Annotated in this window: 12 protein-coding genes and 1 riboswitch; of the genes, 5 read left to right on the top strand and 7 right to left on the bottom strand. The window is 66.6% G+C overall.

Translation table 11 applies throughout. The annotated features are described in order from the left end of the window. Positions 1-61: 61 nt before the first annotated feature. Positions 62-193, bottom strand: a riboswitch (cobalamin riboswitch). A gap of 82 nt (positions 194-275) precedes the next feature. From cobG to K414_RS0117365, 3 genes are read left to right on the top strand one after another with little or no spacing between them, the layout of a single operon-like run. After that, positions 276-1,406, top strand: coding sequence for a precorrin-3B synthase (cobG, locus tag K414_RS0117375; protein ID WP_032365814.1), 1,131 nt, complete (start codon positions 276-278; stop codon positions 1,404-1,406). A gap of 54 nt (positions 1,407-1,460) precedes the next feature. Next, on the top strand, positions 1,461-2,087 hold the full coding sequence (locus K414_RS0117370; RefSeq protein WP_027497104.1) for a precorrin-8X methylmutase: 627 nt from the start codon (positions 1,461-1,463) through the stop codon (positions 2,085-2,087). After that, positions 2,084-3,577, top strand: a complete 1,494-nt coding sequence (locus K414_RS0117365; protein ID WP_027497103.1) for a precorrin-2 C(20)-methyltransferase — start codon at positions 2,084-2,086, stop codon at positions 3,575-3,577. Before K414_RS0117370 ends, K414_RS0117365 begins: the two co-directional genes overlap by 4 nt. Here K414_RS0117365 and K414_RS0117360 read toward each other — a convergent pair. The 3 genes from K414_RS0117360 to K414_RS0117350 are packed head-to-tail and all read right to left on the bottom strand — an operon-like array spanning position 3,560 to position 6,326. Next, positions 3,560-4,306 carry a cobalt-precorrin-6A reductase gene (locus K414_RS0117360; RefSeq protein WP_027497102.1) on the bottom strand — a complete coding sequence of 249 codons (747 nt, stop codon included), beginning with the start codon at positions 4,304-4,306 and terminating at the stop codon, positions 3,560-3,562. The genes K414_RS0117365 and K414_RS0117360 overlap by 18 nt on opposite strands. Next, the gene (cbiE, locus tag K414_RS27260; protein WP_237606212.1) at positions 4,303-5,595 is read right to left on the bottom strand and encodes a precorrin-6y C5,15-methyltransferase (decarboxylating) subunit CbiE; all 1,293 of its coding nucleotides are present in this window, start codon (positions 5,593-5,595) and stop codon (positions 4,303-4,305) included. The genes K414_RS0117360 and cbiE overlap by 4 nt, the downstream gene beginning before the upstream one ends. Next, positions 5,568-6,326: an SDR family NAD(P)-dependent oxidoreductase gene (locus tag K414_RS0117350; protein ID WP_027497101.1), complete on the bottom strand. Its 759-nt coding sequence runs from the start codon at positions 6,324-6,326 to the stop codon at positions 5,568-5,570. The genes cbiE and K414_RS0117350 overlap by 28 nt, the downstream gene beginning before the upstream one ends. A gap of 64 nt (positions 6,327-6,390) precedes the next feature. Here K414_RS0117350 and K414_RS0117345 point away from each other — a divergent pair, with 64 nt between their 5' ends. Further along, on the top strand, positions 6,391-6,804 hold the full coding sequence (locus K414_RS0117345; protein WP_027497100.1) for a TIGR03618 family F420-dependent PPOX class oxidoreductase: 414 nt from the start codon (positions 6,391-6,393) through the stop codon (positions 6,802-6,804). Here K414_RS0117345 and K414_RS0117340 read toward each other — a convergent pair. Together K414_RS0117340 and K414_RS0117335 are read right to left on the bottom strand one after the other, a co-directional pair. Continuing rightward, positions 6,801-7,388: a nucleotidyltransferase family protein gene (locus K414_RS0117340; RefSeq protein WP_027497099.1), complete on the bottom strand. Its 588-nt coding sequence runs from the start codon at positions 7,386-7,388 to the stop codon at positions 6,801-6,803. The two genes, K414_RS0117345 and K414_RS0117340, sit on opposite strands and share 4 nt — an antisense overlap. Continuing rightward, on the bottom strand, positions 7,385-8,515 hold the full coding sequence (locus K414_RS0117335) for a Xaa-Pro peptidase family protein (protein WP_027497098.1): 1,131 nt from the start codon (positions 8,513-8,515) through the stop codon (positions 7,385-7,387). The genes K414_RS0117340 and K414_RS0117335 overlap by 4 nt, the downstream gene beginning before the upstream one ends. Positions 8,516-8,542: 27 nt before the next feature. Between K414_RS0117335 and K414_RS0117330 the strand changes: the two genes are divergently transcribed. Further along, entirely contained in the window at positions 8,543-9,520 is a 978-nt protein-coding gene (locus K414_RS0117330; RefSeq protein ID WP_027497097.1) for a 5'-3' exonuclease, read from the top strand. Positions 9,521-9,526: 6 nt separating this feature from the next. Here K414_RS0117330 and K414_RS0117325 read toward each other — a convergent pair whose 3' ends face one another. Together K414_RS0117325 and K414_RS0117320 are read right to left on the bottom strand one after the other, a co-directional pair. Next, a complete protein-coding gene (locus K414_RS0117325; protein WP_027497096.1) occupies positions 9,527-10,501 on the bottom strand; it encodes a DUF4333 domain-containing protein in 975 nt (324 codons plus the stop codon). A 108-nt stretch (positions 10,502-10,609) separates the two neighbouring features. Next, positions 10,610-13,384 carry a DEAD/DEAH box helicase gene (locus K414_RS0117320; RefSeq protein WP_051365148.1) on the bottom strand — a complete coding sequence of 925 codons (2,775 nt, stop codon included), beginning with the start codon at positions 13,382-13,384 and terminating at the stop codon, positions 10,610-10,612. Positions 13,385-13,386 lie beyond the last annotated feature (2 nt).

The following is a 13,386-nucleotide window of genomic DNA, read 5'->3' as shown; positions in this document are numbered from 1 at the left end:
CGCCCTCCTCGGGGTTTCGCGCCCCTGGATCGGTGAATCGTCCTAGCTCGTCGGTGAGAGGGTCCGACTCCCGCCCCGTCCCGAAGGCACGATCCTCGAGAACAGGTCCCGAGAACCATTCCCGACGAGCTGTTCTCGACGAACTACAGGGCGGTCACGGTGGCGCGACCGTACCGGGATTTCACCGGTTTCCTCTCGGCCGGAGCCGTGAACATCGAATGCTACCGGTGCCGGGACGAGATCGGGCCACCCGTCGCACTTGTAGCCTGGTGAACATGAGTTCGCCCAGTAGGTCCGTGCCCGACGGCTGCCCCGGAGCTCTGTCGACGCACCGCGCGGCGGACGGTCCGTTGGCCAGAATCCGGCTCCCGGGCGGCCTCGTGCTGCCGGAGCAGATGCAGGTCCTGGCCGAGGCCGCGGCCGAGCTCGGCGACGGCTCGCTCGAACTCACGTCGAGGGGCAACATTCAGGTTCGTGCGGTCTCGGACCCGGACGAGCTCGCGAACAGGTTGGCCGCCGCCGGGTTGCTGCCGTCTCCGACGCACGAGCGCGTGCGCAACATTCTCGCCTCGCCGCTGTCGGGCCGGGTCGGCGGACTCAACGACGTCCGCAGTCTCGTCGGCGAGCTCGACGCTGCCGTGTGCGCTCGCCCCGAGCTCGCCGGACTGCCAGGCCGGACATTGTTCGCCCTGGACGACGGCCGTGGGGATCTGTGCGGACTCGAACCCGACTTCGGGGTGTACGCCCAGGCCGACGGGTCGTTCGCAGTGCTGTTGGCAGGACGCGACAGCGGTGTACGCGTCGACCGCGAGCACGTGGTCTCGACTCTGCTCGACTGCGCGGATGCCTTCGTCCGGTTGCGCCACAAGGAATGGCGACTGGCGGAACTGGACGGCGGTGCCGCGCGCATCGTCGACGTGCTCGGGTTGCAGGCCGGACCGGTACTGGCCATGCCTGCGCCGGTCGAGGTGCCACCGATCGGCTGGCTCGATCAGGACGATGGCCACGTTGCCCTCGGCGCAGGTCTGGCCAACGGCGTCCTCGGCGCGCGGTTGGCCGAATTCCTCGCTGCCGTCGATCGTCCGCTGATCGTGACGCCGTGGCGATCGCTGATCGTGGGTGATCTGGACGAGGAACCGGCCGAACAGGTCGTTCGAGTTCTCGCACCCATGGGCCTGATCTTCGACGCCGCGTCACCGTGGATCCGAGTCAGTGCCTGCACCGGATCGCCCGGTTGCGAGAAGTCCCTCGCCGACGTCCGAGCCGACCTAGCGGCCGCGGTCGATGCGCGGATGACGCCACGGGACGAGCGGCAGCATTGGTCCGGTTGCGAGCGTCGATGCGGCCGACCCAAAGGCGAGGTGACCGACGTCATTGCGACGGGAATCGGCTACCAGGTGTCCTGAGCACCTGGAGACCGGCTTCCGGCTGAGGGGTCCCTCTCCCCTATCGTGACACGCATGCACGACTACATCCGTGACGGCGCGGAGATCTACCGCCAGTCTTTCGCAACCATCCGCGCCGAAGCGGATCTGTCTCGGTTCACCCCGGACGTCGCCCAGGTCGTCGTGCGCATGATTCACGCTGTCGGTGAGATCGACCTGACCGAGACGATCGGCTTCACGCCCGACGTGGTGGAGTCCGCCCGAACTGCCCTGCGCGCAGGGGCACCCGTGTTGTGCGACGCCAATATGGTTGCCGCCGGTATCACTCGTCGCCGTCTGCCGGCCGACAACGAGGTGCTGTGCACCCTGTCCGATCCTCGGGTGCCGGATTTGGCTCGGAGTATGGGCACCACGAGAACCGCTGCCGCGCTGGAGTTGTGGGGTGACAAGCTGGGCGGTGCCGTCGTCGCGATCGGAAACGCGCCGACCGCCCTGTTCCACCTCATGGAAATGCTCGCGGCCGGAGCTCCGAAGCCCGCAGCCATCGTCGGCGGCCCGGTCGGATTCATCGGCGCTGCGGAGTCGAAGGAAGACCTGATAGCCGCCGACCTCGGCGTGGAATATCTGGTCGTCCGGGGCAGACGCGGTGGCAGCCCCATCACCGTCGCCGCGGTCAATGCCATTGCGAGCGAACAAGAATGAGCTCCAGCGGAAAGTTGTGGGGAGTGGGCGTCGGCCCGGGCGACCCGGAGTTGTTGACCGTCAAGGCCGCTCGCGTGATCGGCGAGGCCGATGTCGTCGCGTTCCACAGTGCTCGGCACGGTCGCAGCATCTCGCGCGCCCTCGCGGCCGGTTACATGCGCGACGGGCAGATCGAGGAACACCTGGTGTATCCGGTGACCACCGAGGCGACGGCTCATCCCGGTGGGTATCAGGGGGCCATCGACGAGTTCTACGAGTCCGCTGCCGCACGGCTCGCCGCTCATCTCGACGCCGGCCGATCGGTTGTGCTTCTGGCCGAGGGCGATCCACTGTTCTACAGCTCGTACATGCACATGCACAAACGCCTGGCACACCGGTTCGAGGTCGAGGTGGTTCCCGGCGTGACCTCGGTGAGTGCTGCATCGGCCGCCCTGGCGACTCCATTGGTGGAGCGCGACGAGGTTTTCACCGTCCTCCCCGGCACCTTGCCGGTGAACGAACTCACTCGCCGACTCCGCGGCACCGACGCCGCGGTCATCATGAAACTCGGTCGAACCTATCCGACCGTGCTCGATGCATTGGAACGATCCGGCAGGCTCGACGAAGCGCGGTACGTCGAGCGGGCCAGTACAGCCGAGCAACGCGTCCTCGATGCAGCCGACGCGGACAACGTGCCGTACTTCTCGATGATCGTCGTGCCGAGTCCGTCGAATCGAACCGACATGCCCACCAGCACCGGCGAAGTGGTCGTCGTCGGTCTCGGTCCGGGCGACGACGTGTGGACGACGGACGAAGTGCGAGCCGAACTCGCGGCGGCGACCGATCTGGTCGGATACATCACTTACATCGATCGAGTTCCTCAGCGACCCGGCCAGATTCGGCATGCAAGCGACAACAAGGTCGAATCCGAGCGCGCGGCATTCGCCCTCGACCTCGCCAAACAGGGTCGCCGCGTCGCTGTGGTGTCCTCGGGTGATCCGGGCGTGTTCGCGATGGCGACAGCGGTCATCGAGGTTGCAGCAGAACAGCAGTGGAGTTCGGTACCGGTACGCGTGGTCCCGGGAATGACGGCAGCCAATGCTGTTGCCAGCCGCGTCGGCGCGCCGCTCGGACACGACTACGCCGTCATCTCCCTCTCCGATCGACTCAAGCCCTGGGACGTGGTGGCCCGACGACTCTCGGCAGTGGCCGAAGCCGACATGGCGATCGCGATCTACAACCCGGCGTCGAAGACCCGCACCTGGCAGGTCGCGGCCATGAAAGATGTTCTGCTCGAACATCGTTCATCGGAGACGCCGGTGGTGATCGGGCGGGCGGTAGGCAGTGCGCAGGAATCGGTGCGCACCGTGACCCTCGGCGAACTCGATCCCGAGTCGATCGACATGCGGTGCCTGCTCATCATCGGCTCCTCGATGACGATGGTGGTGGAGACCGGAAGCGGTCCGAAAGTGTTCACGTCGCGGCGCTACCCGTCAGGGAGTGACGCGTAGGCGTTCGATCAACCACCGAGCGGCGGCATCGACCTCGTCGACCGTCAATGCCGAGATGTCGACGGTGGGTCGCGAGATCATCAGAACGGGAATCGAGGCCGATCGCGCCGCGTCGAGCTTGGCGCGGGTCATCGTGCCGCCGCTGTTCTTGGTGATCAGCAGGTCTATTCGGTTGTCGGCGAGCATTGCCGACTCGTGCGCGAGGTCGAACGGCCCGCGGCCGAGCTCGAGGGTGGCGCGAGGGGGAACGGCACCGGTCGGTGGATCTATCGAACGAATCAGGAACCACGCATCGGCGACTCCGGCGAAATGGTGAACGCCTTGCCTGCCGATGGTGAGGAACACCCGACTACCCGGTTCTATCGATGCGGCCGCCTCGGGTAGGGATGCCACGGTGGTCCACTGGTCGTCCGCCGACGCGATCCACGGTGGCCGGGTCAGCACGAGATGAGCGACACCGGTTGTCCGAGCAGCGTAGTCGGCATGCGCGGTGATGGTGGCGGCAAACGGGTGCGTCGCGTCGACCAGTGCATCGACGGCGTTGTCTCGAATCCACCGTGCCAATGCGTCGGCACCGCCGAAACCGCCGATCCTGGTATGGCCCGACACCGGCGCCGGCTCGGCGACGCGCCCGGCCAGCGAGGTGATCAACTCGATCCCGGGCACGCCCGCCACGGCGGCGGCGAGTTGCCTGGATTCGGACGTGCCGCCCAGGAGTAGGACCTTCACTGCTCGTCCGCATCCGCCCCGTCGGGCGCACCCCAGGGTTTCGTCACGCACCACTGGGTGACCGGCAGTTGTGGTCGCCAGGTGGTGAAGGACCCCAACGGCTCACCCCGGTAGATCTGGAACCGGCGCAGCCTACCGCCGTATCGTGCAGCTGCCGAGAGCAGCAGTGAATCCGATTCTGCGGTCACCGAATTGGCGACCAATCGGCCACCGGGACGCACGGCCGCCCAGCACCGCTCGATCATGCCCGGCTCGGTCGCCCCGCCGCCGACGAACACCGCGTCCGGAACGCCTGCACTGCCGGGGACCTCTTCGAAAGCCCCGGGCGCAGTGCCGAGCACGGCCAGCCCGGGCACCCCGAGCCGTTGTGCGTTGGTCGTGATCTGGTGTCGACGATCCCCGGACGACTCGAATGTCACTGCGCGACACGATGGATCGGTGCGCATCCATTCGATGGCGATCGTCCCCGAGCCTCCGCCGACGTCCCACAGGACCTCGCCGGCTCCGGGCGCCAACGCGCACAGCGTCAGTGCGCGCACTTCCTGCTTGGTCATCTGACCGTCGCCGGTGTACTGCGAATCGGGCAGGCCCGGAACGCGAGTGAGTCTGGTGGCGCCGCGATCTCGAACGCATTCGAGCGCGACAACGTTGAGCGGGTCGGCGTCGGCGAACGTCGAGTCCGTCGCCGTCCCCCGGGTGACGCGTTCGGCCGGGCCGCCGAGTTGTTCGAGCACGCTCACCGTACTGGCACCGAAACCGTTGTCACGCAAGAGCGCACACACGTCACTCGGTGTCGAGCTGCCTCGGCTCAGTACGAGAAGTCGACGACCGTGGCCGAGTTCCGGGAGGACGGTCTCGACCGGGCTGTTCACCAGCGACACCGTCGTGGTGTGCGCGAGCGACCAGCCCAGACGCGCACAGGCAAGCGAAACCGACGACGGTGCGGGATACACCCTCAGACGTTCGGCGCCGAATTCGCGAGCCAGGCTCACACCGATACCGTGAAACATCGGGTCGCCACTGGCCAGCACACACACGGTCCGGCCGTCACAGGAGTCGATCATCGGCCGCAGGCTCGGCAGCAACGGACTGGGCCACGCCCGAGCGTCGGCGCACCTGTCCCCCACGCCGGCGAGCTGCCTCGCCGACCCGAAGACGACATCTGCCTGCTCGACCACGACACGTGCGACAGCAGACAGTCCGTCCCAACCGTCCGCGCCGATTCCCACCACTGCGATGGGATGATGGTTGGGCTCCGCCATCAGCGCGGCATCCTGCGCCACAGCCATTGCGGAAGCAGTCGCATCGCGAAGAACACCGGGCGAAGAGTGCCGGGGATCCACACCGTCGACTTCCGGCTGCGCAGCGCAGCCACCACCGCGGCAGCCACCTGATGGGGTGTGCTGGACATCGGTGCCGGGTCCATGCCCTCGGTCATCGAACCGATGACGAACCCTGGGCGCGCGAGCAACAGATGAACGCCGCTGCCGTGCAGGGAATCGCTCAGTCCGCTGGCGAAACCGTCCAGACCCGCTTTGGCCGAGCCGTAGACGTAGTTGGCCCGCCTGACCCGGACACCCGCGACGGACGAGAAGACCACCAGATCGCCGCTCTTCTGCGCCCGCAGTACCTTCGCGGCGTGGGTGAGGACGGAAGCCTGGGCCAGGAAGTCGGTCGTGATCACCTCCAGCGCATGCCCGGCGTCGTCCTCGGCGCGCGTCTGATCCCCCAGAATCCCGAACGCCAACACCACGATCCCGATGGGCCCGTGCCGTTCCACGACGGAGCGCAGGATTTCCTCGTGGGTGTCCATGGCGTTCGCGTCGAACTCGACCGCATAGACGGTCGTCGCGCCTGCCTGCAGCACACGTGACCTTTGCGTCGCCAGGTCGGAACTGCGTCGAGCGGCCAGTACGACCGTTCGTCCCGGTGCCAGCCGAGTGGCGACCTCGAGACCGATCTCGCTTCGGCCGCCGAGCAACAACAACGTTCCCGAGGCGGGTTCAGATCGTCTGCTCACGCCGAACAGTCTCTCCGATCGAGCCCCGCTCGTGGCAGTCGGGGCACGTCACTACAGTCGAGTCATGGCCGCTACCCCCGCTGACGCGACTGCCCTCACCGACGAGGCGATCGAATTCCTCACCGAACGGCACCTCGCCACGCTGACGACGTTGCGTCCGGACGGCACGCCCCATGTCGTCGCCGTCGGGTTCACCTACGACGCGGACGCGCACGTCGCCCGTGTCATCACCAACAACGTGTCGCAGAAGGCGATCAACGCCGGCCGCGGTGCCTACGCCGCCGTCACCCAGATCGACGGTGCCCGCTGGCTGACGTTGGAGGGTCCGGCCACCGTTCATGACGACCACGAGTCGGTCGCCGATGCGGAGAACCGCTATGCCCGACGCTATCGAGTGCCGCGGGAGAATCCGACCCGCGTCGTCGTCGAGATAGCGGTGCGGCGGGTACTGGGCAGCCGCTCGCTGCTGCGACGCTAGTCGTCCGTCGGCCAGGGTAGAACGGTCAGGTTCGGCCATTCGGTGGTCCACCGCGCGGCCTTCGCCTCGTAGACGTGCCGCATCGGCAATCGCGGATTCGGCCGGACGATCCCGGCGAACAGGTCGTCGAAGCCGTGTGGGGCATAAACGCGGTCCATACCGTGGGAGTCCACGGTGATCCCGAAACAGCACGTGGTCGACACGAAGTGGTCGATGGCATCCTCGGAGCTTCGGTACGGAGCCAACGTCGCTCCGAAATGCTGCTCGTACCACAGGTGTACACGCGCTTGATTACGCACTTCGACATCGACCCCGAGGTCGGCGAACACGTCGGCCGCGGTCTCGATCACGTCGTTCTCGGCGGCGTACGACAGATCCGTGTCGTCGAAGTAGAAGAAGTCGTAGTCGCGAATTCCGGCCCCGAGATCTCGGTCGGCGAGGTGATTCCACACGGTTTGGAACAGACCGCCCGCCGTCAGGTACCAATTCGAAAGCCCGAGCTGCGGCGCACGCCGAAGTACCTCGGCCACAATCGGATTCGTCCTGACGACGGAGACGAACTCGGCTCGGCGGCCGTCGGTCACACCGGCAGCACGGCGAGACCGTGGGGGCGGAGGTTGACCGATTCGCACCCGTCCGCCGTCACGACGACGATGTCCTCGATCCTGGCACCCCACTGCCCACGGAAATAGATGCCCGGTTCGATGCTGAACGCCATTCCCTCGGTGAGAGTGATGTCGTTGCCCGCCACGATGTACGGCTCCTCGTGCACCGACAGGCCGATACCGTGTCCGGTGCGGTGCAGGAACGCCTCTCCCAGACCTGCTTCGACCAACACCTCGCGTGCGGCTGCGTCGATGGACTCCGCGCTGACTCCCGGCGACACAGCGTCGACTGCTGCCTGCTGAGCTCGCTCCAGTACCGCGTACCGGGTAGCGACCTCGGCCGAAGGCTCGCCGAGACTGTAGGTGCGAGTGGAGTCCGAGTTGTATCCCGGCGCAACGGGTCCACCGATGTCGACGACGACCACGTCGCCGGCCTCGACGACACGATCGGAGACCTCGTGGTGCGGATCGGCACCGTGCGGACCGGAGCCGACGATGATGAATTCCGGTGCGGTATGGCCTTCCTCGACGATCGCCGTCGCGATGTCTGCCGCGATCTGGGCTTCGGTTCGGCCCACTCGGAGCCACTCGCCCATCCGGGCGTGAACCCGGTCGATGGCATGACCGGCTCGACGCAGAGCATCGATCTCGGCGTCGTCCTTGATCATCCGCAGCTGGCGCAGAACGTCTGTCGCCAGTACCGGCACGGTCCCGAAAATCATTGCCAGCGGCACGAAGTGCAGGGCGGGCATTACGTCGGCGACAGCGGTCTTGCTGCCGGCCGGCACGGCCGCAGCCACGAGCGCGTACGGATCGACGCCGTCCACCCAATCGACGAGCGTCAGTGACAGGTCCTCGGCGGCGGAGTCACCCAGCGCGGCGAGTTCGAGCCGCGGCACGACGATGCTGGGAGTGCTGCCGTCGGCCGGCACCACCAACGCGATGAGACGCTCGAACGAGCTGGCCGTGGACCCGATCAGATACTGCAGATCCGGGCCCGGAGTGATCAGCAGGGCGTCCAAGCCTGCGTCCGACGTCAGGCGGGCCGCGCGCGCGAGTCTGGAGGCGTAGACATCGCTGGGAAAACGAGAAGAATCGACACTCATACCTCCAGGCTAGTGCCGTACGGCAAGATGAGCCCCATGACCACCCCCGGAAAGTCGCCGTTGCTGCTCCTCGACGGCGCGAGCCTGTGGTTCAGGGCCTACTACGCTCTGCCCGAGTCGATTACGGCGCCCGACGGCCGTCCCGTCAATGCCGTGCGAGGTTTCCTCGACATGATCTCGGCCCTGATCACGCGAACCGAACCGAGCCGATTGGCTGTATGCCTCGACCTCGACTGGCGTCCACAGTTCCGAGTGGACCTCGTTCCCTCGTACAAGGCTCACCGGGTTGCCGACGCCGCGCCGGATGTGGCCGAGAGCGAAGAGGTTCCCGAGACCCTGACGCCACAGGTGGACATGATCATGGACGTTCTGGCGGCGTTGGGAATTGCCACCGCGGGGGCCGACGGCCTCGAGGCCGACGACGTGCTCGGAACCTTGGCTGCACAGGAACGACGCGATCCCGTCGTCGTGGTCAGCGGCGACCGAGATCTGTTGCAGGTGGCGGCGGACGAACCGAACGAGGTACGGGTGCTGTACGTGGGTCGAGGCTTGGCCAAGGCCGAACTCTTCGGCCCGGTCGAAGTGGCCGAGCGGTACGGCGTCCCGTTGCACCGCGCGGGAGCGGCCTACGCGGAATTGGCGCTTCTGCGCGGTGACGCGTCGGACGGGCTACCGGGTGTCAAGGGTGTCGGCGAGAAGACGGCCTCCACACTCATGCTGCAGTACGAGTCCGTCGCGGCCCTGCGTGCAGCGGCACTAGATCCGGAGTCGGACATGGCCAAGGGAATTCGGGCGAAGCTGGCCAACGCCAGCGACTACCTCGATGCGGCACTGCCGGTGGTGCGGGTCGTCACCGATGCCGACGTCGTTCTGTCGAGGTCGGACGAGATTCCGGCGGAACCGGCAGATCTCGAGGCACTCGACAAGCTCGCGGAGACCCTGGGAATCAGAAACGCCGTGGACCGCCTCGTCTCGGCGATGGCGGCCACGGCGTCGCAGAATTGACCGGGGCTATTTCGGGAGTGAGACCTCGTAGTCGGCGTCGTCGTTGAGGAACGTCAACGTCACCTTCTTGAACGCCCCGTCGACCGTCAGCGTGCAATCGACGCTGGTGCCGGCCTTGACTTCGATGTTCTGCGGGCACGACACCCCTGAGACGTTCGTGGCACCGTAGGACTCGGTCAACACCGTGCGAATACCGTCCTGAGCGGCCGTCGTATCGAGGGTGGTCGTGCGCCCGAACGCGAAGTACAGCACTGCCGCGACCACGGCCACGACGGCGATGACGGAGCCCGCGATGATCAGCGGCTTCTTGGACTGTGTGCCACTGCGACCGGGACCTGGCTGCTGGCCCGGGTACTGCCCGGGGTACTGGCCCGGATACTGCTGTCCGGGATAGTGCTGACCGGGATACTGCTGATTCGGATTCTGCCCGCCCGCGAAGGGAGGCTGCTGACCGTACTGGCCGGCACCGTACTGCCCACTGCCGCCGAATTGTTGTGGTGCGTAGGGGTTTTGGTAGGCGGCGTCACCGGCAGGCTGCTGTCCGGCCCCCGGATACGGTGCCCCGTACGGCTGTCCCGCCGGGTATTGCGCGGTCGGGTTCTGTGCGGTGGGATTCTGTGCGGTCGGATTCTGCGGGTTGTAGCCCTGCGGGTACTGCCCCTGCGGACCCTGAACCTGAGGATTCTGACCCTGCTGCGGGTAGGGCCCGGCCGGATACGCGCCCTGGGGGTATTGCCCCTGGGGAGTTTGCCCCTGGGGAGACTGGCCGTACGCGCCTCCGGAAGGTTCGCCGTACTGCGTGGTCGGGGTGCCGGTGGGCGGCGCGTACTGTCCCCACGCCGACGGAGTCGGAGTCTGCGATTCGGATGTCGCCGCAGCGTCGCCGGTGGAAGCTTCCTGCCCGTCCTTCGCGGCACCGTCCTGGTCCGGCGTTCGTGACCAACTGTTGTCGGGGTCGGTCGGACCGTATGGGCCGCTCATCTCGCCTCCACTGAAATCTCGAATCCGTCGGGGGTACAGTATCCCGCTTGTCGCTGCGTCCGCTGTACCGACCCGGCAGTCCGGTTTCGGCCCGTCACGCAGCATCGGTCACGCGGCATCGACGGCCACCACTCCTTGTCGCAGCGCGGCGACGGCACGGGCGGCGGTTCGCGACAGCTCGGGTTCGGGAGCGGCGAGCCGGACCTGGTCGAGCAGGTCGATGACCTGCCGACACCAACGGACGAAGTCGCCACCGGACAGCGCCTTGCCGTTGTCGCCTGCCGCGACCAGTGCGTCGACGAGCGAATGGTCGGAAGCCCACTTGTAGATCGCTTTGACGAAGCCCATGTCCGGCTCTCTGGTCGGTGGCAGTTTGTGCCGAACCTCGTCGGCCCGCAGCTCGTGCCACACCCGCACGGTCTCGGTCAACGCGTGCCTGATGGGTCCGGTCGGGCCGTGTGGGGTGATGTCTCCCTCGGAGCGGGACTCGTAGACCACGGCCGAGACCACTGCGGCCAACTCTGCGGCCGACAAGCCCTGCCACAGTCCGCCGCGGAGGCATTCCGCGACCAGAAGATCGGATTCGGAATAGATCCGGCTCAATCGCGCACCGTCGTCGGTCACCTTGGGATCCTTGCCCGGGGTCACGTAACCGCGGTCCGCCAGCAAAGCCAGAATGCGGTCGAACGTTCGGGCCAGCGAGTTCGTCGTGGCCGACACCTTCTGCCGCATCGACTCGGTCTCCCGGGCCAGCCGGTTGTAGCGTTCGCCGGTTCGAGAGAGTTCCTCGCGATCCGGCCGGCTGTGCACCGGATGCGAGCGGATGGCCCGCCGCAGGGTTGCCAACTCCTTGTCGTCGGCGGCGGTCGACTTTCGTCCCACTCGATCGGAGGGCTGGGATATGCCGCGGGTGACCAATGCCGCCGCCAGATCCCGACGGGTCTTGGCGGTGCGGTGATCGACGAACCGTGGCAATCGCATGGAGCCGAGAGGCGTTGCCGGCGTTGGGAAATCGGCAGCGGACAGACGGCCGGCCCATTTGTCCTCGGTCAGCACGAGCGGCCGCGGATCGCCGCGATCGTCGTCCGGTTCGAGTACCACTGCCAGTCCGCTGCGCCGTCCGGACGGCACCGAGATCACGTCGCCGCGGCGCAACGCACGCAACGAGTCGACGGCTTTGTCCCGCCGATCGGACCTGTTCTGACGCTCGAGGGTCTTCTCTCGATCCTTCAGACGCTCGCGCAGTCGCGCGTACTCGAAGTACTCCCCGTCGGGGCCACCGAGCGTTGCGCCGAGCGCCTCCAACGTCTTCATGTTCTTCTCGATACCGCGGACCATGCCGACGACGGACCGGTCGGCCTGGAACTGAGCGAAGGACCGTTCGAGCAACTGCCGTGAATCCGCTGCCCCGAACTGTTCGATCAGATTGATCGACATGTTGTAGGCGGGCGCGAAGGAGCTCCGGAGGGGAAACGTTCGCGTCGACGCGAGTCCGGCCACCTCGGTCGGTTCGGTACCGGGCTGCCACAGCACCACCGCGTGACCCTCGACGTCGATTCCGCGTCGCCCGGCCCGGCCGGTCAGCTGGGTGTACTCCCCCGGTGTCAGCTCCGCGTGCGTCTCACCGTTGAACTTGACCAGCTTTTCGAGCACCACGGTTCGGGCAGGCATATTGATTCCGAGAGCCAGAGTTTCGGTGGCGAACACCGCTCTGACCAATCCCTTGACGAACAGCTCCTCGACGGTGTGGCGGAAGACCGGCAGCATTCCGGCGTGGTGCGCGGCGAACCCGCGTTCGAGCGCATCTCGCCATTCCCAGAAGCCGAGCACTTCCAGATCCTCGCGCGGGAGTTCGGAGGTGTGCTTCTCGACGATGTACCTGATCTCCTCGGCCTGCTCAGGCGTCGTCAGAACCAGCCGCGAACGCATGCACTGAGTCAGGGCCCCGTCGCAGCCTGCACGACTGAAGATGAACGTGATGGCCGGGAGCAGACCTTCCTCGTCCAGCTTGGCGATCACGTCGGGACGAGCCAGCGGACGGTTGGCACCTCCGCCTCCCTGGTGGCCGCCGCGTCCGCCGCCCCCGCTTCGACCTCCGCGTCCTCGACTGTGCGGTGCGTGCCACCGATCCATGGAGTCCAGCGACTGACGCTGCTTGACGTGCCGCACCAGGTCTCGGTCCACGACGACCTTCTGGTGGCCGTCCGGTGACTGTGCTCGGGTGTCGAAGAGATCGAACAACCGACGGCCCACCATGATGTGCTGCGAGAGCGGAACGGGACGGTTCTCGTCCACGACGACCGAGGTGTCGCCGCGAACGGTACTCATCCACGCGCCGAACTCCTCGGCGTTGCTGACCGTTGCGGACAGGCTCACCAGACGCACGTCGTCGGACAGGTGCAGGATTACTTCTTCCCACACCGCACCTCGGAACCGATCCGCCAGGTAGTGCACCTCGTCCATCACCACGTGCGAGAGCCCGCGCAGTGCGTCGGAGGATGCGTAGAGCATGTTGCGGAGCACCTCGGTCGTCATGATGACGATGGGTGCATCCGGATTGATGGAGGAATCACCGGTCAACAGACCGACCGTCTCGCGTCCGTATCGCGCAGTCAACTCGGCGAACTTCTGGTTGCTGAGCGCCTTGATGGGGGTGGTGTAGAAGCATTTGCGACCGGCAGCGAGGGCCAGGTGCACCGCGAACTCGCCGATCACGGTCTTGCCCGCGCCGGTCGGGGCGCAGACCAACACCCCGTGACCGTTCTCCAATGCAGTGCACGCATCCACTTGGAAGCGGTCCAACGGAAAACTCAACTCCGCGGAAAACCGTTGCAGTTCCGTGGGTTCTGGCCTGGACCGGGTGTCGACAACAGCCTCGCTCATGG

It is taken from the genome of Rhodococcus sp. JG-3, assembly GCF_000482405.1.
GTDB lineage: Bacteria > Actinomycetota > Actinomycetes > Mycobacteriales > Mycobacteriaceae > Rhodococcoides > Rhodococcoides fascians.
The sequence above is the reverse complement of the archived record's forward strand: the minus strand, read 5'-3'. Positions and strand labels throughout refer to the sequence as shown.